General features: G+C 45.1%; 17 protein-coding genes and 1 pseudogene. 5 read left to right on the top strand and 13 right to left on the bottom strand.

Annotated features, from left to right (window positions below):
• Positions 1-5: 5 nt before the first annotated feature.
• From ACXAGP_RS20075 to ACXAGP_RS20045, 7 genes are all read right to left on the bottom strand, one after another.
• The gene (locus ACXAGP_RS20075; RefSeq protein ID WP_475263456.1) at positions 6-1,559 is read right to left on the bottom strand and encodes a tryptophan halogenase family protein; all 1,554 of its coding nucleotides are present in this window, start codon (positions 1,557-1,559) and stop codon (positions 6-8) included.
• Positions 1,560-1,563: 4 nt separating this feature from the next.
• A complete protein-coding gene (locus tag ACXAGP_RS20070; protein ID WP_475263454.1) occupies positions 1,564-2,280 on the bottom strand; it encodes a SapC family protein in 717 nt (238 codons plus the stop codon).
• A 27-nt stretch (positions 2,281-2,307) separates the two neighbouring features.
• Positions 2,308-3,858, bottom strand: coding sequence for a tryptophan halogenase family protein (locus ACXAGP_RS20065; protein ID WP_475263452.1), 1,551 nt, complete (start codon positions 3,856-3,858; stop codon positions 2,308-2,310).
• A 199-nt stretch (positions 3,859-4,057) separates the two neighbouring features.
• Entirely contained in the window at positions 4,058-7,033 is a 2,976-nt protein-coding gene (locus ACXAGP_RS20060) for a TonB-dependent receptor (protein WP_475263451.1), read from the bottom strand.
• 371 nt (positions 7,034-7,404) lie between these two features.
• Positions 7,405-8,367, bottom strand: coding sequence for a Gfo/Idh/MocA family protein (locus tag ACXAGP_RS20055; RefSeq protein WP_475263450.1), 963 nt, complete (start codon positions 8,365-8,367; stop codon positions 7,405-7,407).
• Positions 8,367-9,962, bottom strand: a complete 1,596-nt coding sequence (locus tag ACXAGP_RS20050; protein ID WP_475263449.1) for a sugar porter family MFS transporter — start codon at positions 9,960-9,962, stop codon at positions 8,367-8,369. The genes ACXAGP_RS20055 and ACXAGP_RS20050 overlap by 1 nt, the downstream gene beginning before the upstream one ends.
• A gap of 33 nt (positions 9,963-9,995) precedes the next feature.
• The gene (locus ACXAGP_RS20045) at positions 9,996-11,177 is read right to left on the bottom strand and encodes a glycoside hydrolase family 26 protein (RefSeq protein ID WP_475263448.1); all 1,182 of its coding nucleotides are present in this window, start codon (positions 11,175-11,177) and stop codon (positions 9,996-9,998) included.
• 175 nt (positions 11,178-11,352) lie between these two features.
• On the opposite strand from ACXAGP_RS20045, the gene ACXAGP_RS20040 reads away from it, so the two are divergent.
• Complete coding sequence (locus tag ACXAGP_RS20040; RefSeq protein WP_475263447.1) at positions 11,353-12,960, top strand: glycoside hydrolase family 43 protein; 1,608 nt, start codon at positions 11,353-11,355, stop codon at positions 12,958-12,960.
• Between the two features lie 183 nt (positions 12,961-13,143).
• Here ACXAGP_RS20040 and xylA read toward each other — a convergent pair whose 3' ends face one another.
• Both xylA and xylB read right to left on the bottom strand, forming a co-directional pair.
• Positions 13,144-14,463, bottom strand: a complete 1,320-nt coding sequence (gene xylA, locus ACXAGP_RS20035) for a xylose isomerase (RefSeq protein WP_475263446.1) — start codon at positions 14,461-14,463, stop codon at positions 13,144-13,146.
• Between the two features lie 127 nt (positions 14,464-14,590).
• Positions 14,591-16,045: a xylulokinase gene (gene xylB, locus ACXAGP_RS20030; protein WP_475263444.1), complete on the bottom strand. Its 1,455-nt coding sequence runs from the start codon at positions 16,043-16,045 to the stop codon at positions 14,591-14,593.
• A gap of 228 nt (positions 16,046-16,273) precedes the next feature.
• On the opposite strand from xylB, the gene ACXAGP_RS20025 reads away from it, so the two are divergent.
• On the top strand, positions 16,274-17,467 hold the full coding sequence (locus ACXAGP_RS20025) for a XylR family transcriptional regulator (RefSeq protein WP_475263443.1): 1,194 nt from the start codon (positions 16,274-16,276) through the stop codon (positions 17,465-17,467).
• Between the two features lie 68 nt (positions 17,468-17,535).
• On the opposite strand, the gene ACXAGP_RS20020 is transcribed toward ACXAGP_RS20025, so the two are convergent.
• Positions 17,536-18,372 (bottom strand): lysostaphin resistance A-like protein, encoded by an 837-nt coding sequence (locus tag ACXAGP_RS20020; RefSeq protein ID WP_475263442.1) that lies wholly within the window; start codon positions 18,370-18,372, stop codon positions 17,536-17,538.
• Positions 18,373-18,853: 481 nt separating this feature from the next.
• Between ACXAGP_RS20020 and ACXAGP_RS20015 the strand changes: the two genes are divergently transcribed.
• The gene (locus ACXAGP_RS20015; RefSeq protein WP_475263441.1) at positions 18,854-20,350 is read left to right on the top strand and encodes a winged helix-turn-helix domain-containing protein; all 1,497 of its coding nucleotides are present in this window, start codon (positions 18,854-18,856) and stop codon (positions 20,348-20,350) included.
• A gap of 351 nt (positions 20,351-20,701) precedes the next feature.
• A complete protein-coding gene (locus ACXAGP_RS20010; protein ID WP_475263439.1) occupies positions 20,702-21,322 on the top strand; it encodes a hypothetical protein in 621 nt (206 codons plus the stop codon).
• Between the two features lie 17 nt (positions 21,323-21,339).
• On the opposite strand, the gene ACXAGP_RS20005 is transcribed toward ACXAGP_RS20010, so the two are convergent.
• The 3 genes from ACXAGP_RS20005 to ACXAGP_RS19995 form a co-directional block, all read right to left on the bottom strand.
• Complete coding sequence (locus ACXAGP_RS20005; protein ID WP_475263438.1) at positions 21,340-21,735, bottom strand: Rap1a/Tai family immunity protein; 396 nt, start codon at positions 21,733-21,735, stop codon at positions 21,340-21,342.
• 112 nt (positions 21,736-21,847) lie between these two features.
• Positions 21,848-24,082, bottom strand: a complete 2,235-nt coding sequence (locus ACXAGP_RS20000) for a response regulator (protein WP_475263437.1) — start codon at positions 24,080-24,082, stop codon at positions 21,848-21,850.
• 333 nt (positions 24,083-24,415) lie between these two features.
• Positions 24,416-24,643, bottom strand: coding sequence for a hypothetical protein (locus tag ACXAGP_RS19995; RefSeq protein ID WP_475263436.1), 228 nt, complete (start codon positions 24,641-24,643; stop codon positions 24,416-24,418).
• Between the two features lie 81 nt (positions 24,644-24,724).
• Here ACXAGP_RS19995 and ACXAGP_RS19990 point away from each other — a divergent pair.
• Positions 24,725-24,828 (top strand): annotated as a pseudogene (locus tag ACXAGP_RS19990) (transposase); the annotation flags it as partial.

Below are 24,828 nucleotides of genomic sequence, written 5' to 3'. Positions count from 1 at the left end.
TACCTCTATAATTTTTGCAATCCAAATTGTTGGATTTTGTTTAATAGCGCTCGATTGGATGGCATGGCACCTATCAAAGCTTCTGCTCTTGATCTGTTTTCCTGATACAAGCGCTCAGATTTTTCTTTGACCGAGACTGGAATTTGATTACTTTCTATTTGGGTTTTGAAACCCATTCCATACAACACGTATTGGTAACTAGCGGCCGGGAAGACTTCATCTTTTTGTACAAAATCATCATGCCATGGAACGTGAAAACGCCACAGTTCAAGTAACTCTTGTAAGGATTCGGGGATTCCCTTTGGATCTCGATTTTCTGTCCAGAATGGATTATCGGTTCGCTTGCTAAGTACATAATGGAGTTTAAGGAAGTCGATGATCCTGTCCCAACGATACAAAAACTTATCGTTAAATCTCTTGGCAACAATACTCATTGTTTTCTGATTTACCGGCAATTGTTCTGCGATCATGGTGGCAGACAACTCCACCAGCACAATAGCCGATGCTTCTAGTGGCTCCAGAAACCCTGCCGCCAATCCCACAGCGACACAGTTTTTATGCCAAAACTTCTCCCGATGACCGGGATTAATATCAATTTTTCTTACACTGAGTTCGTCTGCTTTTTTGTAGTCTTTGCGAATATAGTTTCTCAATTGTTGTTCTGCGCAATGCTCATCTGTATGGCTACTTGAAAAAACATGACCAACTCCACGGCGCGATTGCAAACCTATATCCCATATCCAACCAGCTTGCTGCGCAGTTGAGATAGTGTGAGAGGCTATAGGTGCTGTGGGTTCCTGATACGGCACTTGAATCGCCAACGCTTTGTCTATGAACAAGATGTCTTTACAGGATTTAAAAGGGATAGCAAAGTGCTGCCCCAACAATCGTGAGCGGAAACCACTGCAATCTACGAATAAATCCCCTTCTAATAAACCGTGATTTTGAGTAACCAGTCCAAGGATATCGCCGTCTTCGCGACTATTAACTTCAATCACATCGTCCAGGAGATGTTGAACCCCCAATTTCTGAACACAGTGTTTTTGCAAAAATTGGGAAAATTTACCCGCATCCAGGTGATAGGCATAGTTTTCAACAGCTGCATATTCAGGTGTAGTGATTTGCTTTGGCGCCAGATTTTTCTCACAAAGAAAATCTTGCGCACAAACAAACTCAGAAAATGCTTGATTTGCTTCACTTTGCAACCAATACGGCGCGGGATTAACAGCGACAAAACCGTGTGGCAGAACCAGTGGATGATAATAGGCATCCGACGCTTCACCTGTAACCCACTGTGCAAACTTTGCTCCTTGTTTGAAAGATGCATCGCATTCTCGTAAAAAATCGGACTCTGAAACCCCCATCTTTTGCAACGTATTGCGCATCGTAGGCCAGGTCCCTTCACCGACGCCAACAATGGGTACGTTTGGCGACTCTATAAGCGTTACGGAAATACTATCGAGGTTTTTGCAATCGTGTTTGGCTGCAATAATGCCCGCGGTTAACCAACCAGCAGTCCCACCACCAAGCACCACAATTCTCTTTATCCGATCTGTCATTACATTACCTCAGGCGCTGATTTTTGCGTTGCACTAAGGCACCCAACTGAACCAGGGAGGCAATCGCATAATGAATTTCACTGAGCAAGCCAGCTTGATGTAAATCCACTACTGAATCTGCAGGCAATCTGGCCAATTTAGTCTCACTAATGGTGCATAACCCGCGCAATTGACAATCACTACCATCAACAAAACTCAATGTCAGGTTTAACGGTTCTATCAAGTCGTATTGGGTCAATTTAGCGATCAGTTCGCTCGCGATTTGCGCCCCTTGAACAACATGAGTAATCACCTTTTGCATTTGCTGTAAATACTCAGCAGGACGTCCTGAATCAAATAACACTTCACCACATTCCAGACTCAATTTCGGACTAGCCTCGTCAATGCAAAGCACCGCTTTGTGAGGAGTCCCGTCTTCATTTGTGGCAAATTTGAAACCAAATGGTTGCCTTTGAATATTTAACGGCACAGCGTCACCATCCCACCCTCTGTCGGTCAAAAATAAGTTTTCTCCCGGTTCAAATCCCAGTAAGGCTGCAAACAAAAACTTACCGGTATTTTGATCCTTCGTTAAAACAATAGGGCAACGATGAAACAGCTTGCGGAACTCGTTGGGAAATACGTCGACTATATGAAGATTATCCCCTGCCTTAGCGGAGTACTCTTTTTTTACCTTTAGCGACTTATGCAATTCGGGGTTTAACTCTTTGTAGTTCTTCATCTTTCCAATATAGCCTGGTTTATAGTTCTAATATTTTTGCAACCCGAACTGCTTGATTTTATTCAACAGTTCCCGGTTCCCGGGTAAGTTGTTGCGACAATGCTGCAGCAGTTGCCGGTTTGCCCTCACCGATTCATTTACCGCATTCATATACCCACCAGAATACGCGTAATCTGGTAAGTGAGTTTTGAATCCCATTCCATATAGCACATACTGATAACCTGCTGCGGGAAACACCTCTTCCGCATGAGAAAACTCATTGTGTTCAGGTACCCTGTATTTCCACATTTCCAATGCCTGCCTCAGGCTATCAGGAATAGTTTTGCTGTCCCGATTTGCCTGCCAAAAAGGTTCGTTTCTCTTGCTTAGAACATAATGGAGTTTCAGAAAATCGATGATACGCTGCCAATGGTAAGTCATTTGGCGATTAAAGTTATTCGCCTCATACTCCATACACAGCGGATTTCGAGGTAATCGCTCACTGAGTAATTTCGCTGAATATTCAACTAATGCCAGTGCAGATGCCTCCAGGGGCTCCAGAAACCCCGCAGATAAACCTATTGCAACGCAGTTTTTGACCCAAAAAGTCTGACGGTGGCCTGCGTTTATTGCTATTTTTCTGACCGATAAAGATTCTGGATTACCATGCTTCTCACCAATGTAACTCATCAGTTGAGAGTAAGCCTCATCTTCAGACATGTAATGGCTGCAGTAAACATGTCCTACCCCTCTTCGCGATTGCAGTCCGATGTCCCATAGCCAACCCGCTGGTTGCGCAGTGGACAAGGTGGGAGACATTATCTCTTCGCTTTCATTTTGATATGGCACTTGTACCGCCAAAGCAGAATCAATAAACAAAACATCCTGCTTAGAAAGGAATGGCACATTGAAATGCTCTCCTAACAACAGTGATTTAAATCCAGTACAATCCACAAACAAGTCCGCATGAAGCTCCCCAGCCTTTTCACAGACCAGGGATTTAATATTGCCATTTTCATGCTTGTTAACCGCAATGACATCACCTAACCGGTGCGTAACTCCAAGCGTTTCCACACAATGCTTACGCAGGAAATGGCCAAACTTCCCCGCATCCAGGTGATAGGCATAGTTGACGATATCGCTGTATTCAGGGGTGGTAATTTGCTTTGGCGCCTGGTGCGCTTCGGAAATCTGTTCCTGGTGACACACAAAATTAGAAAAGGAGCATTCAGAAGAGTGCTTCAACCAACCTGGCACCATACTTCTGTCAAAATATCCTTGGGGAGGCGTAAAAGGTTGATAAAAGAAATCATTTGCATTGCCGGTTCGCCATCCCTGAAACTTAGTACCTTGCTTAAATGAAACGTCGCATTGACGAATAAACTCAGTTTCCGAAACGCCTATCTTTTGTAGAGTGCTGCGCATGGTTGGCCAGGTACCTTCCCCCACGCCAATGGTTTTGACGTTTGGAGATTCGAGTAAAATAACGCTTACTCCACCTTTACCTTCTGATTTATGTTTCGCGGCGATCATGCCAGCTGTCAACCAACCAGCGGAACCACCACCAACAATCGCTATGGTATTAATTTGTTGGGTCACTACACTACTTCTTTCTGTCTTCAGTTATGATTCCACAATACTAAAATCCGGAATTTTGTTCTCTAATTTAAGATGTTAACAGCTGTATTTTTACATTCGATTATGATTAAAAAAAAGGCGTTAACCTCCGATTGAATGAAGCGACAGGCCGCTTTAGAAAGCGGCCTTCTTATTTCACAATGAATTGCAGAACGGTCTGTTAGAACGATCCGCGAACACCAACGGCGTAGCGTGGCCCGTATTGGAACGCTTTAACAAGCTGGTTTTCCCAACGACCGTGCTGACGCTGCGATTCACCAGTAATATTCAAGCCCTCAACAAATACCGTAAAGTTTTCGTTGATGTCATAACTCACATTGGCGTCAAATTGACCAAATGCTTCGGTAAATACAGGCTCATTGGCAATTCTCAACTGATCAGTGCCAGCCAGAAAATCATCACGCCAGTTATAGGCAATACGCGCCTGAAGTCCGTCTTTATCGTAAAATGCGACCAGGTTGGCCGAATCACTCAATCCGGGAAGGGCGAATACGAAGTCAGGGTTCTCTACATCAAACTCGACATCGCTGCTCACAAATGTCGCATTTGCTTGAACACCAAAGCCAGAGTCATCGAAAAGGTGTTGCAACGCTAATTCCCAACCACTGAATGTGCCAGTCTCGTTATTGTTAGGGAACGTCACTTCAAAGATTGCAAGGGGATCACCCAATTCTGCCGAACCTAAAATCGGCCCTGTGCGTCCTGCTGCGGCTTCATTTGCCTGCATTTGTCCATACAACTGGGCTAAGTCACCCGGATTACCACCTGCAGCTAGCAGATCTGCAGCAGCCTGCGCCGCACGCGGACCTGATGCCGGATCAAGCACGCCGCCGAAAGTTTGATTAGCTGTGGAGTTGGTAATAAAGTTGTCAACTATCTTGCGGAAGTAACCAACCGCCGCATAACTACCCTCGTCATAATAATATTCGAAGGAAATATCGAAGTTTTGCGCGGTAAAGGGTTTCAATGCAGAGTTACCTCGCGAAGCGTCCAAATTACCGATTGCCTTCAAGTTATTGGGAGTAAAGGTTTCTCTCATGTCGTCCAGGAAGGGACGAGTAATGGTTTTGCTGTAGGAGAAACGAGCAATCATATCTTCCGCAACTTCCATGCTTAAATCCAGGCTGGGCAAGAAGATGTCATAACCACTTTCTACGTTGGTATAGGTGTTATCTCCGGAATTCAAAATACTCATCTGATTCCCATTATCCCAACGCAGTGTTGTATAATCAGGTAATAAGCTGGATGCAGTTACATCAGTCGATTCGTAGCGCACACCGGTGAGCAAATCAACTTGCATACCATTAAATTCAGTGCTGAAGTCGAACTGAACATACAATGAAGTTGTTTCCTCTTCAATGGTATGGTCTTGGCGAATATCAGTATCAAAAAACGTTAACAAGTAGTTATCGGTAACCGTATTACCGTATGCCGGATGGGTCTGACCGCGTAACGGATCATAAAAAGATTCAAGTTGCGCAATATGCGCCGCAACATCATATCGATACATAAATGGTGGTAATGATTCAGTACCACTGAAATCTGACAGTAATCCATCAATAGGTACCAACTGCCAATCGCTGGTGTCTATCTGGCCCGATGATTGAACCGGGAAATCAGCGTAATATCCTGTAGAACGTTGCGATTGCCAGCGCTGCGTATTGGTTTTGTAATCGGTGCGAGCTAAACCAAAACGAACCTTCTCCAAGGCTCCGGACTCTTCATTGGTCCATTCCCCATCGAACTTAAATTCATCAACATCTGTTTTTTGATGTGTGGCATTTTGCGCGACAAACAATGAGCCTATATTAGCTTGGTCGTAAACACTCCCGGTAATATTGCTGGCATCAATAGACATACCCGGCAAATCTAAGCCATTGGCATAATCCATGGTAACCCCGCTCACACCAGGTACACCGGTGATAACAAACACCTCGTTTGGAGCGCCGTTTTGTACATCGGGTTGTGCTTCTGATGATGAGCTATGGGCATCAAATTCAAAGCTTAAACTATCTGAAGCGTGCCATTTGATATTCAGGCCAATGGAATCATTTTCAGTTTCGATATGGTCCATATAGCCGAAGAAATCTACATTGCTGGCAATCTGAGTGAAATTGGTCAGTGTGCCGTTTGAATCAACAGTACCAGAAATAGAGTTTCCACCGTTAAACCAAACACCTAACTGGTTTCGCTCAATTTCATCCTCATAGGTTGAAATGGTGTAATCTAGCGTCGCCTCAACATCATCAGAAGGCGCAAATTGCAGTACCAGCTGTCCATTTACGCGCTGGCGCTGGTGATCTGAAATGTCAACGTTGTAATTCTGAGGAGTCCAAACAGGATGAGAACTGTCACCACCTACTGCAGAAAAATCAACATTGGCTGGGTCAGCGTAGTTTTGCAACCAACCATCAGTAGCACTGATTTCTTCACGACTATCACGCTCCTGGATAGAGCCGGTAATTAATACACCAAATTTGTCATCTGCGAATGTGGTACTAAACAACCCCGCAATTTCAGGTGTCACCGAGTCGCCAAAATCACTATCAACAGTTGAGTCATGAATAGCTTTTGCGCTGAAGGAAATCTTTGTTTCATCGTAGTTAAAAGGTCTGGCTGTTGTAATATTGATAGTCGAACCAATACTGCCACCGGCCATATTGGCCTTAGCAGTTTTGTACACTTCAACACCACTGACAGACTCAGATGCAATTTCTGCAAAATTGAACGCCCTTGTACTGATGACGTTTCTACTGGTTGAAGCAGAGGGCATTTGGCGCCCATTTAGCGTGACCATATTAAACTCAGGACCGAATCCACGAACAGTAACTTGATTCCCTTCATTATTAGTTCTGTCGATGGAAACCCCGGTAATGCGCTGCAAAGACTCAGCCAGGTTGGTATCTGGAAACTTACCAATGTCTTCGGCGGAGATCGCGTCTACCACACCATCAGAAGTACGCTTAATATCTACCGATTTAATCAAACTGCCTCGGATACCGCGCACTTCAATAACTTCTGTAGAATCATTCGAAGCGCTCTCCTGCGCCGAAACTGCGTGAGTGTTAGCCAAACCAAATGCCGTAGCGACGGATAGTGCTACCATACCCGGTCTGAAATTCTTTTGTATCTTCATCTAAATGTTCTCCTCCCGCTTATCCTGTACTTTCAGCTGTAGGTCTTCAACTAAAGGAAGCACGGAACCTGAATAAAAATTAAGTGTGTTCGTTAACATCGATTTTAAAATTGTGTTAAGGGTTTAACCCCCGATGTTGTGCCGTTGTAAACCAATTGTTAACGACTACACGGTAACGCGGTCAGAGAACAGGATCGATTACGATATTTTTTGCTGGATTATGTTTTTTAACAATAAGCTAAGCGACTGTATTTGTTGGCTTAAAAGCTTTTTTCGTAACGCAAAAAACAATGTTGATTATTTTTTATCAGGTATAAAAAACGCCAGTAGGAACCGGCGTTTCTTCATCTAAGCACTAGAGACTACAGCCTTTAAAAAGACCTCAGAATAGTTTCAATGTCCCGCTGGAATGCTAAGCTATCGTCAAAGCTAACCACGTCAGATTCCACCTTTCCTGCGAGAATGGCATCCACTGTATGCTGAGTTTGAAACTCAAACCCTGTCCCCTTGCGCTTATCGTCAAAGGTTTCGATGCAATCGTCCAAACGATACAACTGCGCTGTACTTGCTCGCCAAAAATCTGGAATAGCCACATAACCCTCGGTACCGATAACATAAGCCCAGTTGGGCAATTTTGCTTCGAAACTAGAGCCTAGTCTGGTGATATGTTTGCCATAATCAATCATCACCTGAATGGTTTTATCTGCCCCGTTTTCAGCCCGCTTACCTAACACTTGCCACGCCTTCGGCTGCTCGCGATTAAACAAGCGATTGAAAGCCACGGGGTAAATCCCCATTTCAAAGGTGCAGCCCCCTGCCAGCTCTGCATTCCATTCGCGTTTGTCAGGGCCGTACTCAATGGGATAACCAAAGTCAGCCTGAATCTGTTTAATTTCACCAATTCGCCCATCTCTAATCCATTTTTGAGCTTGTTGAATAGCGGGTAAAAACCAGGTCCACATGGCCTCCATCAAGAACAGACCTTTGTCTTTGGCTAACTGCGTGAGTATTTCACATTGCTCTGGTGATACCACAAAGGGCTTTTCGCAAAGCACATGCTTACCAGCCATCAAAGCACGCTGAGTTTGTTCAAAGTGCAAGGTATGAGGCGTAGAAATGTAAACAACATCAATATCGGGATCATTAAACAGCGCATCATAGCCCTCGTAGGCCTTTTCAATACCCTGCTCTTGAGCAAAAGCCTGAGCATTCGCCATTTTTCTTGCTGCGACAGCGGTGATAACTGAATTACTCACCAGAGGCATGTCCTGTACGAACGTGCGAGTTATTCTCCCGGCCCCCACTAATCCCCAGCGCACTTTTTTATCACTCATTATTTAGTTCCCAGTTCTAATTCAAGTTGTTCCAGACTTTTACCTTTAGTTTCAGGAAATAGCCTTAATACCAAGACTAAGCCCAGCACGGCGAAGCCTCCGTAGATAAAAAAGGTGATGGCTGCGCCTAAGTTTTGCAATTCCCATGGAAACAAAAACTGCACGCCGAAACTTACCATGCTGTTGATGACTCCTACAAAGGAGACCGCAATACCACGAATGTGATTGGGGAAAATCTCAGAAAACATCACCCACATCACAGGCCCCAGAGAGATTGCGAAAGAGGCTACAAACCCCAAAATACCAGTGAGGATGATAGTGGCATTGAGATCAGCTGAAATTTGCAATACATCACTTTGAATTTTGTTGTAGTTCTCATTGCCTATTTTAGCTATCACGGCCTTTTTAAATGCTACGTCAGAATCGAACTGCTCATTATCTAGTTCATTTAAGGACGACAATTCCAGGTCGGGATACTGCGTCTGTAATTGTACCACTTGTGCTTTATCAAGTTGGTATGTGGCTTTGGCAAAGCCATAGCCTATCAGTGACATGCTTAATGCTACCCCCGCCAGCCCAATGACCAATAGCGGCTTACGGCCAATTTTATCGATCAGCAGCATCGCGATAACCGTGAAAATAATATTGATAATGCCCACCCAGATCGCTTGAGCAAAGGCAGCATTGGTACCGACCCCACTTTGTTCAAAAATTGTCGGAGCATAGAAGTATACGGCATTAATGCCCGTGATCTGCTGAGCAACGCCAATGATAATGCCCAGCAACAATGCAAAACGCATCTTATTGCCGAATAAAAACTTCAGCCGCGGTAACAGAGGTTGTTTACCCGATGTACCATTATCGTGCTCCGCTCCTTCTGAGCGCATTGCCTGCAACACGGGGGCACATTCTTGCTCGCTGTCCGAGTTGACAAATTTCAGTCTGAACAAGGCTTTACGGGCCTCTGAGAACTTGCCTTTTAACATCAACCAACGTGGGCTTTTAGGAATTGTGAATAACAGCACAAACCACAATATTGCAGGAACCGCTTCAATACCAAGCATCCAGCGCCAGGTATCCTGATTGATACTGGTTAACAGCCAACTTGATGAATCAGCTTGTGCCATTTGCAAAAAGTAATAGTTAGAAAAATAGGCCACTGAAAAACCCAACATAATGTTGAGCTGATTGATGGAAACCATTTTTCCCCGATCTTTGGCGCTGCTGATTTCGGCGATATACATAGGTGCAATCATCAGAGAGCTAAATGCCAGTCCACCAACAAATCGGGCAAATACCAACATGCTATAAGTAGGCGCAAGTGCAGAAAATACGGCCGATATGGAATATAAAAATGCGATGATAATCAGAAGGTTGCGACGCCCTATTGCATCACAAATGATCCCGGCAGTCAGAGTGGCAATAATGGCACCTAAGGTAGGCGCACTTACAACCAAGCCCTGTTGTACTGGCGTCAAATTGAACTCATTAACAATAAAGTTCAATGTGCCAGAAATCACAGAAGCATCAAATCCGAAGACAAAGCCCCCCAGCGAAACGATGAGGGTATACATCAAGACTGGAGAAGGTTTCATAACAATTCTCTACTCAAGCGCCATACTGCAAGATTAATAATCACTGGTTTGTATCCACAGCGCTTCGTTATTTACCTCTTCTAACCATTTGGCTTTAATGAAAGGATGGCCTTGTACGCGGCTGTCTCCCCAATTCCCTTCAGGGCATTTAGGGTCCGGCGGACTGGTGTCTGGCGCACAGTACCAGCGCGACTGGCTTTCCCAATGGGTGTTAATATAAGCAACCGCTCGTATCACGTCGCGATTGTCATAAATAAAGTCAAAAAAGCGTTGATACCAGTCTTGCCAGATAAGCTCAGCTGAATGTGGCGTTTGGGTATTCAAAGCAATAAAACTTTTGGTCTGCTTTTCAGTGCGATAGGACTGTGGTGCCGCTTCTGAAATCATCAAAGGTTTCTGTTTTTCACGAGCAAAATCGACATACAGTTGCTGTGCCGCATTCGGATGAATGGTGAGCTCGAAGTTAAAACGACTGTCATCGCGATAAAATGACGAAATGCTGATCCAGTCAACAACATCATCCCCCGGATACCATTTGGCAATGTGATTTGGGTCGTTGTGATCATACAGGTGAGTTCTGTCGCCAGCAAATTGCGGTGCTGGCCAAGCCGCAGACTGCCAAACCATGGCAACATTGTCAGCTGCACTCATTGCCTTCGCAATATGACGAAAAGCTTGCTTATGAGTCTCTGGCTCGTAACAATTCCACATACCGTCAAATTCATAGCCTGCTCTTAACAGTACCTTGCGTGGTGCGATGGATTTTAAATAATCCACCAATGTAGCCAAGGATTTATCGTATTTACCCGCGGCGATATTGGCACTGTGATCCACATCGTTACAATCATCAAAGGCAAGCCCGATGGCTAATGCTGCCCCCGGTGCCGCATTTAACGTTTCGATGAAGTTCACATCACCGGAATTCCAGTTACCAGTGGAAAACACACCGCTAAGGGTCTTGTCAGGATCTTCGGATTTTAGCATGGTATAAAGCGTCACCCCCTCCAGATTATCCTCAGGAACAGCGTTCTGATAATCAGCAATAGTTTCGCTATCTTGCCCGATAATCATAAGGGTCTTACCCTCAGGCGGAGTAAATTTCCCAGACACAAAGTCTTTTTTGGTTGGTAGAGATTTCCCGTAACAACCGGAGGTCATCAACGTCAACGCGGCAAACAAAATAGTTAAATAGCGATTAAAGAAACACTTCATCATACTTACTCTTTAAATTTCATCTTTGTGTTTTAACCTAGTGTGAAAAGACGATCCAGTAGCAATTCGCAGATAATAAAAAATGGTTATAGTATTGATTAATATGATAATTGAGGGGCGGCGCTAAATTACTCAGTCTTCCATCATCAATACACCTTGATAGAGATATTTAATCATTATGACAGCCATAAACAACCCCATATTACCGGGTTTTCACCCAGATCCATCCATACTCAGAGTGGAAGACGATTACTACATTGCCACCTCCACGTTTGAATGGTATCCAGGGGTGTGTATTTACCACTCAAAAGACCTGGCCAATTGGGAACTGGTGGCACAACCACTCAACCGTCTCTCGCAACTCGACATGCGCGGTAATCCTGATTCATGCGGCGTGTGGGCGCCTTGTTTAAGCTACAAAGACGGGCTTTTTTACCTGGCTTTTACCGACGTAAAACGCTTTGCTGGAGACTTTAAGGATACCCATAATTATCTTATCACCAGCGACAATATCGCGGGCACATGGTCAGATCCCATCTATCTTAATTCCAGTGGCTTTGACCCATCATTTTTTCATGATGACGATGGTAAAACCTACTATCTGAATATGCACTGGAATCACTTACCCACATCTGGTCGAAATAACTTTTCACCCGCCAAATACTTTGGCGGTATGTTAATGCAAGAGTACGACCACAGCACACAAACGCTATTGGGCGAGCCCAAAATGATTTACCCGGGTTCCAGCATTGGGCTGTCAGAGGGACCACATTTATACAAGCGCAATGGCTACTACTACATCGTGGTAGCAGAAGGTGGCACTGGCATTCACCACGCTTCGACTTTTGCCCGCGCAGACAATATCTGGGGGCCTTATGAGACTGACCCACAAGGACCATTGGTAACCAGTCACTATGCACCAGAAACCTCCCTCAAGCGCGCAGGCCATGGCGACCTGGTAGAATCCGCTACTGGCGAGAGTTACTTTGTGCATTTGTGCAGTCGCCCCCTGCCCTATCGCGGACGCTCAGTGATGGGCCGCGAGACAGCTATACAACCCGTAGAGTGGACCGAAGATGGCTGGCCGCGCCTGTTAAGTGGCCGCAACTCACCCGCCGAATTTGTTGAAGTTCATCACCAAACGGAAGTTAACAGCAATCGCAATCAACGCGTTGAATTCAATGGCGAAAAATTACCATTGAACTTGCAATCGCTGCGCTATCCTTTACCTGAGAGCGTGGCTAACCAAAACGCGCGCGAAGGCTATTTACGCTTAACTGGCAGAGAATCATTAGGTTCCTGGTTTGAGCAGTCATTACTGGCAAGGCGGCAACAAAGTTTCTGCTTCAGTGCGCAAACTCAGGTGGACTTTAGCCCTAAATCCAGTCAACACATGGCGGGACTGGTGTGCTATTACAACAGCAAGAAATACTTTTATCTGCACATAACCCACGATGCCAATCTGGGCCGGGTATTAGATGTTTCCATGTGCGCTAACAATTGGCACTGCCAATATCCGATGCCAGACCCGATAGCACTACCTGCTGATGGCGAAGTAACACTCAAAGCGCAAGTGACCTATGACAAGCTCGTGTTTAGCTACTGCATCAACAGTGATTGGGTTACTTTACCGCTGGAGTTGGATTACAGCGTGTTGTGTGATGAAGTCGGTGATGGCGGCGCAGATGCCAATTTTACCGGCGCATTTGTGGGGATTTGCTGCCAGGATCTGGTGAACCAAACCCAATTCGCTGACTTTGCCTGGTTTGATTATCGGGAACAGTAATTCCCTCCAGAACAGGCCTGCTATCAGGCCTGTTTTATTACCCAATAATATCCTCGACTTTATCCTAAACAAGTAAAGCTTTAGCAAGAAAGGACACATTTGTCCTGAAGAATTAGGGGCAAAAAAAAGCCTGTCAAATGACAGGCTCTTAAAGCGCGACACACACAGCACTTTAATTAGAGTTTATGGGTACAAAATCCCATTCACCTGGTTTTCCAGCAGCTCCTGTTGGCCACTCTGATGAGATGGTGCTAAACCTTTGTCAGCCACTAGCTCACGCAAAGATTCGATAGACTGATTACCTGCGAGGATTTGCTTACCTAAATCGGCACTCCAACCGGCATAGCGAGTGGAGACAGCCTTGCCCAGGAAATCGTTTTCAATCATGGCCGCGGCTTTTTTCAGCGCGATGGCAATGGTATCCATGGCACCAATGTGACCGTAAAACAGATCATTAGGATCGGTACTTTGACGACGCAATTTGGTATCGAACATCATGCCACCAGTGGTAAAGCCACCAGATTTCAGAATTTCGTACATGATGAGCGTCATCTCTTCTACACTATTCGGGTATTGGTCGGTATCCCATCCCAATTGCGGATCACCACGGTTGGCGTCGATACTACCAAACAGTCCCAGTGAAAATGCAGTGGCAATTTCATGCTGGAAGGAATGCCCTGCCAGCGTAGCGTGATTCGCTTCAATGTTCACTTTGAATTCTTTTTCCAGCCCGAACTGTTTCAAAAACCCGTATACCGTTGCCGTATCGTAATCATACTGGTGCTTTGTGGGCTCTTGCGGTTTAGGCTCAATGAGTAAGGTACCTTTAAAGCCGATCTTTTCTTTGTGCTCTACCACCATTTGCATGAAACGGCCCAGTTGCTCACGCTCCTGGCGAAGGTCGGTGTTTAACAAGGTTTCATAGCCTTCACGGCCTCCCCACAATACATAGTTTGCGCCGCCTAAACGATGGGTTGCTTCCATTGCGTTACATACCTGACCTGCAGCATAGGCGAAAACTTCCGGATCGGGGTTAGATGCCGCACCCGCAGCGTAACGGGGGTTACTGAATACATTAGCCGTGCCCCACAATAACTTTAATCCTGTTTCTTCTTGCTTTTGGGCCAGGACATCGGTCATTTGTGCAAAGTTACTTTGATACTCGGCAAAACTATTTCCTTCCGGGCTAACATCGATGTCGTGAAAGGTGTAATACTCCACACCGAGCTTTTTAAAGAATTCAAAAGCAACGTCAGCTTTTTCTTTGGCACGTTGCATGGCGTCACCGGGTTGTAACCAAGGACGACCGAATGTAGCCTGGCCAAAGACATCGGCGCCGTCCCAACAAAAGTTATGCCAGTAACATGCCGCAAAACGCAGATGTTCGGCCATGGTTTTACCCAGTACCACTTCATCAGCTTTGTAATGCTTAAATGCAAGTGGATTGCTGCTCTGGGCACCTTCATACTGGATGGCGTCCACTTTATCAAAATATTGCGACATGACTTTTCCTCTTTTCGATTCGCCTTTTTCGTTCTCGCATAATGGAAGTAAAGTTTTGCTGTCACAATTATGATTTTTGCAATACACCATTATCTTTTTGAGCCTTAGATTTCGTTCCTTGGGTTAACTAGAACACATCTTTTAATCTCTGATACAAAACCTGAAAGCGTTGGTAACGCTGTGCGTAAACATGGCTTTTAGCTTCATCTGGTGAATGGATTTGCAAGAGCGGTGGTACGGGTGCCACTTCACTCAAAATGGTATCCGACTGATGTCCGAGCAACGCCAATCGGGCCGCCCCCAATGCCGGCCCCACTTCACCACCGGCACGACATTCCAGCGGCACTGCCAGCACATCCGCCAGCATTTGACGCCAATAACCACTTTTACTGCCGCCACCAATCAACGTTATGTGTTCTGGTTTTCCAGACGCTCCGTGCAGCACTTCGGCACCATCTTTGAGAGCAAAGCTCACTCCTTCCATCACAGCGTGTAACAGGTGAATCTGATCAGTTTCATGAGTTAATCCAAAAAACACACCTTTTGCTTGCGGGTCGTTGTGCGGTGTGCGCTCGCCAGACAGGTAGGGTAAAAATATCGGTGTTTGTTGAAGATCAATTTCGGCTTTATCTAACTCCGCTAGCAACGACTGCAGCGGCGCTTTTGCTATCGAATCGGCATACCACTGCAAACAACTGGCGGCACTCAAAACCACTGACATTAAATGCCACTTTTGGGGCAAAGCGTGACAAAAACTGTGTAAAGCGGAATCGGCATCACTTTGAAACGATTCGCTCACCGCAAAGTACACACCAGAGGTACCCAGCGATAGCATTGCCTGGCCGCTTTCAACAACCCCAACCCCAATGGCTCCAGCGGCATTGTCACCAGCACCCGCGACCACAGGTACTTGTCTCATCCCCCAACAGCTTGCAATATCGCCCTTCAGCTCTCCGGTGATTTCTGTACCTTCGTACAATGTCGGCATGTGCTCCGCGTTCAAGCCGCAAACATCCAGCATTGTCTCGCTCCAGTCACGCTTAGCCACATCTAGCCAGGCAGTGCCAGCGGCATCCGACATATCGGATGCATAATTGCCACATAAGCGAAAGCGTAGATAATCCTTGGGTAGTATTACTTTGCTGATCCGTGAGAAATGCTCAGGTTCATTTTGCTTCAACCACAATGCTTTAGGAGCGGTAAAACCGGGCATGACAATATTGCCGGTTATCTCTCTGGCATTGCTCACTTCTCGCTCGATTTGCTCACACTGCGCTGCACAACGCCCGTCATTCCACAAAATGGCGGGGCGAATAACGTCACCCTGTTGGTCTAAAAATGTCGCCCCATGCATTTGCCCCGACAATCCAATCGCTTCAACACGAGACAAGTCGCTGGCTGTAGCCAGTTGCTGCATACAATCTTGTAAAGCAGCCCACCAATCTTCTGGGTTTTGCTCCGACCAAAGAGGTTGCGGGCGAGATACGCTAAGCTCACTGCTCACCGTATTAACGATATTGCCATCAGCAGACATCAATATTACTTTGATGCCTGAAGTTCCTAAATCTATTCCAATATACATTGAGTCCTGACCATTTCTTGTTGAGTAACTGCTTGTTTTCATAGTGACGATGGAGAATAATTGCAGCAATTACGAAATTTCATAAAACGATTGTTAATTATTTGTAAAGAATTACTGCAATTCCCAACTAGAATGCAGCTTCGAAGCAAATATTAAAAAACATAATTAAGAGAAAACGTAATTGCTTCAATGTAACTTGAAGTAGACTGGCAGTAAGGCGAGGTAGATATGTTTGATACCAGACACAGTATTACATTGTTATTCAACGCAAATAAAGTATACGACCGTCAGGTCATTGAGGGGATTGGTCATTATCTGCAGTCCTCAAAGGTGGACTGGGATATCTATCTGGAAGAAGATTTTTTATGCCGTTTGGAGAATATTCAAGATTGGGCAGGTGATGGCATTATTGCCGATTTTGATGATATTGAAATCCAAAAAGCGCTGGAAAACAGCGATATGCCGGTTGTCGGAGTTGGCGGTTCATATCAAAGCCCGGAAGATTATCCGTCTGCGCCCTATATCGCAACAGACAACAACGCCATCGTGCGTGCCGCGTTTGAGCATTTACGCCACCGCGGCTTAGAGCGATTCGCTTTTTATGGTTTACCTCATGATGAGCATCACCGCTGGGCCAGAGAGCGAGAGCTGGCAATTAAACAAATAACCAAAGAAGAAGGTTATGACTGCCAATGTTATCGCGGCCACACTACCCACCCGGAAACCTGGCAATATTCGATGAATCGATTAACCGACTGGATACAGAGCCTTCCGACTCCCATAGGTATTGTGGCAGTAACAGACTCCCGCGCCAGACACGTTTTACAGGCTTGTGATCACCTGGGTATTGAGGTGCCGGACCGCATCTCAGTTATCGGTATCGACGATGATGATATTGCCCGTCACCTAAGCCGTATTAGCTTAAGTTCCGTGACCCAGGGCTGTTTTGAAATGGGCTACCGTGCCGCCAAATTACTACACAAACGACTCAACAACATCGATGTAAAAGGCAAAAAGATTATGGTGCCACCTGTAGGTGTCGCCTGTCGCCAATCAACCGACTTTAAATCGTTGAAAGACGCCCACGTCATTCAGGCCATGCACTTTATCCGCCAATACGCCACCAAGGGTATTAAAGTAGAACAGGTCACTGACTATGTGGGTATTTCCCGTTCCAACCTGGAAAATCGTTTTCAGGCAGAGCGTGGCCACAGTATTCATACCGAAATCCACAATGAAAAACTCACTCGCGCCTGCAAGATGTTGGAAGAAACTAGTGTCGCGCCTGCGGAAATAGCCAATATCTGCGGTTATCCTTCATTGCAATATATGTATGCGGTATTCAAGAAACACTTTAATCAAACCCCAAAAAGCTATCGCGAGTCAGTCGTTAATAGTCAAAAACGGGTAGTCAATTTTTAGCATCCCCTTGATAGCAGCGCACGACACGAGCATGTTTGCCTATGAAATAAACATACTCGTTTCGATGCTCAGTTTTTTGCAGTAGCCAGAGACGTGACGGCAAACTCGTATTTAACCGGCTCATTTTGTTGAGTACGTTTTAGCAACCACAAAGCCGGTAATGTGGTGGCGATAAATATAACTGAAGAAAAGACGAGATATAGTGTGATAGATACCGGCTCCTCGACATAGTCAACGATAAAAGTGCTGTTCAGGCTTCCCGCGGCATTAATCAAGGCGTGCAATAACACCGCAGGCCAAACCGTGCGACTAAAAGCGACAATGCCTGCAAATGAAATGCCCAAGAATGTGGCGTAAAGCACCTGCATAATTACCGCCATACTCCAGCCATTGAGTAGATTTAATAAATGTAATGCCCCAAAGATTAATGCTTGTGCAATGGCCGCTTTAAGTAAGCCATTGCTTTTATTTGCCCATGCTCTTGCGAGGATAAAAAACACCAAAGCACGCATCATGATTTCTTCAAATACCCCTGCTGCGAGATGATCCAGCACCCACATTGGCAGCTGAGCGATTGCTATCGACAATTCCGACCAGCGCACAATTGAAAAATTTAAAACCATCACCGCCAGCAACGGCAATGAAGCCAAAAACCACTGCTTGTGCCAGTTGCGTCTTGGGTTACTGACGCCCGACGCCTTTAATCCTCCCAGACGCCACAGGAATACAATCATCAAAACTGCAATGGAATACCGGGTAAAAATACTGATGCTTCCGCCAGGGATATCAGCCATGAAATTGGATATCAGCAGCGCGCCGAGCTGGGCAGACAGTACAAATACCAGCACCAAGATTAGAGACAAAAAAACGGGATAAGACATTGAAAGTCGATTGATTAGTTGCATAGTTACTCTCTGTTTCAGTTATTTTTTACCAGCCTGAAGCAAAGTGACGACCACGGACACAATAAAAATCTATAAATTCAAAACCTTTACTATGTCATTGTTTTTATTAAATTTATTAAGATGTCAATAAACATTGATAGAATTTTATAGAAGGTAAGTATACCCAAACCACCTCAAGATGCCTGCTTCAGAGCTATTACAGCGCTTTCAGTACAAGGCGCACTTGAGAAGGAATGTCGGCTACCTTTCAAACAAGTGCAACACAGTAATGAAAGCGCTGTGAAGCTCCCGAAGGGCGGGACCTAAAAGCATTTATGCTGCGTTAAATTGTATCGACGTGAGAACAACCATGCCTTCTCCAATTTGCCTTGCCTAAATCCTTTTATTCTCCCGCTGAAGTCGAGTATCTTGAGGTAGTTTGGGTATTACCATTAATCAGTTACACTAACCCCGGTTTCAATACATAAAGACTTAATATTTGGTGAGCCAGATTTTTTTAACTGCCAATTATCGGGTAGATCCGGTTGCCGGCACGGTTATCGATCCAGAAGGACAAGAGTGTAAGATCCGCCCTCGTACCTTCCAGTTGCTCCAGCTGTTACTTTCAAAACCGCAACAGAATATCAGCAAGCAGGACATCATGACGCAGGTGTGGTCTGATGTTGTCGTTGGAGAGCATGTTGTATTCCAATCAATCAAAGAAATACGGCAGGTGTTTGAGCCACATGAGGTAATTAAAACCGTTCCTAAACAAGGCTATACCTGGATTCACGAAGTAGAGTCATGTGCATCTGAGCATAACCAACCAGAACAACCTACCCCCAGAGCCTCATCGAATAAGCCCCTGCTGTTGCTTTTAGTCGGGATTTGTTTTGCTCTGTTACTTGCTCTGACGTGGGTTATCAAACAACCTGAACACCCTGTGTCCGGCTCTATTGTAATATTACCTGTCCACAATAAAGTCAACGATGCGGATCATCGCTGGGTGTCACTTGGCGCTATGGACCAACTCATTCAGAGGTTAAATTCCGAACAAGACAGTGGTGTGCTACATACCGATTATGTCCTGGAGGTTATGGCACGGGCCAACTTGCCATTGCAGCACTATCGCTCAGACGATATCGGTGCACTTTTCACCGTATCCGGTGCTAGTTTAGTGGTGGAAATGACACTCACAGGCGTGCCACAAGACTATAAATTGCTTTATACATTGCATCGTCAACCTGGCAGTAATAAAGGTGTGGTATTCGCCAAAACAGTGCCACAAGCAATAGCGCAACTGGCCAATATCGTGGCACAACAAAGCGGAATCGGTGTTAATCCACTACCGCTAGATTATCTGTCTGGATTTTCTAATGAGTTGATAGCCAATGCCCTGCTGGCGCATGAGAAAAACGATACTCCAGGCACCATTAAATTGCTTGAGGCAGCGGTGGCCAATCAACCCGACAACCTCACAGCAAAACGTCTGCTTGTGGAAGCACTTATCAAACAAGGCGAAATAGCCCAAGCAGATGCGGTATTAACCGAGGCGTTTATTCAATTAAACAAGCAGGAAAACCCAAGTCGCGAAGAGGTTCGCATCACGTTTTTTGCCGCTATCAACGCGCTGCAAACGCTAAATGTTGAAGCTGGCGAAGCGCTGCTGACAAAGGCGGAAGCCTTAGCCACGCAGTTAAATGAGTGGCTTTACTTAGGTTACATCGCAGAAGCTCGCGGCAAGGTTGCCCAACATCAGGGGCAATATCAAAGAGCTGAGCAGCTTTTTCAGCAAGCCATAGGTTACCATCAGGTGCTTCATTGCCCCTACGGTGAAAGCAACGGTTATTTAAATTTGTCGATACTGGCGGATGAGCAAGGGCTTGAGAAAAAAGCGCAAGCGCTCCTGAACAAAGCCCTCACTAAAACCAGACAGCATCAACTTATCCAAGTTGAAAAGCGTGTACAGGACTGGCAACGGCAACTTGCAGCAAAATAATTAACGAAGTTAGAAGAGCCCTGATTGCAGGAGTGAGTGATTAATCAGATTTCAATGTCGAACTGAAGTGCAGTATTTAACGCCTATTACGTTTTCTGTGATACCGCTGATTATTTTTGAATCCCACCCAGGCACCAACGAGTATTGCCACACCAATTGGCCAGCGATGAGAACAAAACGTGCAATCTGGATTGTGTAATTCGATATAGGCTGAAATGCCGATTGCAATGAATGCGAAAAAACCAGCCATTAATACTGCGCTGAATATTCCTGTAATCAATTCAGTTTTGATAGTTCTACTCCTGGCGACTAGTTTTAAATTATACAAAGCACTCTGAGACTATGGTACTGATGACAAGCGAGCAATACCCCTATTTGCTTCTTCCACTTCTGCTAGCGTTTTTTTTATATCTTGCCTACAAGTATAAATTAAACCGTGGAAAACAACTTTCTGGCTTTGCAAAACATCATAACTTTCAGATGTTGAACATTGAGAATATCTCGTTCGAAGCGCAATCATTAGAGGAATATAACCAATACACACAAAAAAAGTTAGGTGAGATGGTCGCTCAAGACTTTGATCCTGAATGGCTAAAAACATCGGGATATTTTGAATCAATTCATCTTGAGTCAGTATTAACTCGTCACGAGAAACATCAGCAAATTTCCCTCCTGGAAGTTCACGCGACATTCGATTATAAGGGCGAACGGCCGGATATTAGACCAGAGCATCGATTTGGTAGTTGGGATGGCAATATACTGCTGCTTCGATGTCATCAGAGAAAATTCGAAAAGACTTCAATATCACTTGGGGATTGGAGGCTCTTTTTTTACCAAGACCGTGTATTGATATTCAGGTACGACAACCTCAAGCTAAAAGCTTTGTGGTCACCAGGGAAGCTAAAGGTCCTCATAGATGAGGCACTTTCCCTCGCTGAAAGTTATTATGGGGAAGCTTCCGCCCCCCAATGACAAAACACATCAATTTATTATCCGGTACAGGGAAACGACTTTTCCAATGCTCTTACCGCAATCGCTCGTTTCATCAATTTAATATTGAGTGGATGATTTTGATCAATATAATCAATGATTGCCGTGGCCAACTCTCTCTTTGTTATGCTCTTGGGTAAACAAAACCCTTTGCTAACCTTATGAAACAATTGATAATAAGTCCTAACGGCCAGCATTCCGCCGAGATAATTATGACATGCATTAGCCGCTACAAAGTCTTTACTTTTATCCTCATCGGCTTTTAAGAATTCCCCACATTCTTGATACAACACAGCCGCTTTTTCTTCTTCAGCAAAAGCACTGCTGGTAACAATAAAGAACAAGAAAGTGAGCAAGATGGATGTTTTATTTGCTATGAACATAGGGTCATTCAACGTTTTAATCTAGTTACTATTATCTTAGCTCAACAAAAACTAGCAGTATTAAAACTTTTATACTTGTTGGGGGGCCGGGAGAAATTTACCTCAAATGCAGCTACTCACAGCATCAAGTCAGCCACCGGGAAAGCGCCTTGTGTAGCGTTTCCAGGTTAAAAGGTTTGCTGATGTAATCGTTCATCCCCACGGCAAAGCACTTGTCTTTATCGCCATCCATAGCGTGGGCTGTCATAGCAATAACGGGAATTTCCCGATACTTTTCTCCTGCCTCGCCAGCACGGATCCGTTTGGTTGCCTCATAACCGTCCATGACTGGCATCTGGCAATCCATCAGAATATGGGTGTAAGGTGTTTCAGCCATTGCCAACAGCATGTCCAACGCTTCAGCGCCATTGAGTGCGGTATCGCAAGATAAATTTAGTTCTTTGAGTTGCTCAGTTGCGATGGTTTGGTTTATCTCGTTGTCTTCTACCAATAACAGCTTATTGCTTTTCCAGTTGCGCGGCAGAGCAGTTTCTGTGTGCAGTGAAGTATTTGGCAGTGTGGAGGGCGTTAGCATATTCAACAATGCCTTTTGCAGCACAGGCGATAAGGCTGGCTTAGTTAAGAATCGTTCAAAATCACCGCTCACAGCCCTTTTAGCCAGCTCGGGATCAGAGTTTGACGACAACATCAATAATTTAATATGGCGCATATCCTCACGCGCCTTAATAGCTTTACCCAATTGCTCGCCATTCATTTGTGGCATTTGCATATCTAAAATCGCCAGTTCAAGCACTTGTTTGTGCTGTTGTAGCAATTGCATGGCAGCCTTGGCTGAATCTGCCAATAATACCTTTAGCCCCCAGAGTTCGAGCTGATGCAATAATATTTCCCGATTTGTGGCGTTATCATCCACCACCAAAATGTGTTTTCCTTGTAACTGTGATATGTCAGCTAAAACAGCTTGTTCACTCGCGTTTTGGGATGATTGCTCCACCGGAATGGCGATGCTAAAGCAGCTTCCCTCACCGGGTGTACTGCTGACATCGATGCTGCCATTTAATAATTCACACAAGTTTTTAGAAATGGACAGGCCCAACCCCGTGCCCCCGTAGGTGCGTGTAGTGGACGTATCGGCTTGTTGAAACGAGGTAAACATATCTTGTAATTTTGAGGCTTCAATGCCGATGCCCGTATCTTTGATGCTGCAGTTGAAAAACAACTGCCCGTCTCTGCATTCCGTAGAGGCTGAAACCAATACTTCACCTTGCGTAGTGAACTTGATGGCATTGCCCACCAGGTTAATGAGGATTTGACGTAACCGTGTGGGATCTGAAATCACATCATTAACTTGCACCTCAGTAGAGTCCACCAAAAACTCAAGGTCTTTCTCTTGTGCCAGGCCAGACATAAAACCGGCCACTTCCTCCAGTAGCTGATTGAGGCTGCAATCCACTTTTTCGATTTGCAATTTACCCGCTTCAATTTTAGAAAAGTCCAAAATATCGTTGATAATAGACAGCAAACTGGTACCGGATTTATAGGCCAGCTCTAGTTTGCTTCGCTGCTCAGCATTTAAATCCGAATGGCCAAGAATCTCCAGCATACCCAAGATGCCATTCATAGGCGTTCTGATCTCATGGCTCATGTTGGCTAAAAACTCACTTTTGGCCATGCTGGCCTGCAGCGCTTCTTCAGCCAAAGACTTTGCCGATTGCTCTGCCGTAATCAACCGGTGTTCGAATTGGCGTAACGCCATATAGGCCAGAGAAAGATAAAACACGGCATTCATAATATTGCCCACCAGATAACCTATGGACAGGTACCAATCAACATTAATGGCGATGGGAAACGACAACCAATGCACAGCGTAAAGCAACAACAAGAAAGGTAAAAACTTAAGTGCCGCATCAAACCATTCAGGTATATGTTGTTTAATGTAGTGACTCATGAACAGCAAACACAGTGCCTGGCTGAGGCCAAACCAGGCTGCGTAAGCAGTAGGGTTACCCAACACATGGTTAAGCAGAACAATACCTGCAACAGCAATGATGCAGAAAATTTTAAGGGCGCGCACAATGCCGGGTTTGGCCGTGCCAGTGAATAAATAAAACAACCCTAAAATTAAAAAGAACTTTTCAGCTACAAGCAGCACACCATACACTGTTTGCACAACACTTGATGGCAGCCAATCGGAAAAGATATACAAATCAATGCGCGCCAAAAGAATAAGTACACTGGCAAAAAACCAATATCTGGCCTGCATCTGTGATTTAGACAGGCGTACCACCCATAAAAACAATGCGGCTAACAGCGCATACGCGGTAATGCCAACAACATTGATGGCGTCGAATGTCACCATAGTGCCAACCACGCTGAAGGAATATAGCTTTGATTATCTGATTTGTTTAAAAACAAAGCACGCTCTATTTGGTAAGGAGTTAAAGATATGCTGTAGTCTGTTGGCTGTGCTTTCATTCAAATTTGGCAGTGTTCAAAAACGTTATTTTTATTGTCGAAGATAATGATGTGAGACAGCCGGAGACATACACATGAATCCGGCTATCGCATCACCACATCTTTCCCAACTTTAGTGCTAACGGGAAAAATTTACCAGCAGATTACGGCTAAGTGATGACAGTAGAATCTGATTTATTGCCTCCTTTCTCCTGCGCTCGTGCGCCCCTGTTATCCGCTACTCCTCCTCAGGTGCCGTAAACCTGGCTTCTTCAAGAATCTCATTGATAGACATGCGGCTGAGCTCAATGATGTTTTTGTTGCCTTTAAGCAGTGCGGTATAAATAATGTACCGACCCGTTTTATAACCAATCGCCCCTCGCCCATCGGGATGAAAGCCAGAAACCCAATGCATGTAATTTGCATCTTTGGGCAAGGCCAGCGTGCTAATCAGGACAGCCATCATAACTGTACTTCAGTACAGTTTCCAAACTCATCATATAGTGCAAAATAGAAGCTCAATTTATCTAGCTCAGGAAGAGTTCACATGCCAAAAGCCCGGAAGGCACAAATCAGTATTGAAGATACCCCCTATTATCACTGTGTTTCCCGCTGTGTGCGGCGAGCTTTCTTGTGTGGGGAGGATAAACA

The sequence above is a fragment of the Planctobacterium sp. AWM4_229 genome, from assembly GCF_056160305.1.
Note: the sequence above shows the minus strand (reverse complement) of the source record. Positions and strands in the feature narration are given on the sequence as shown.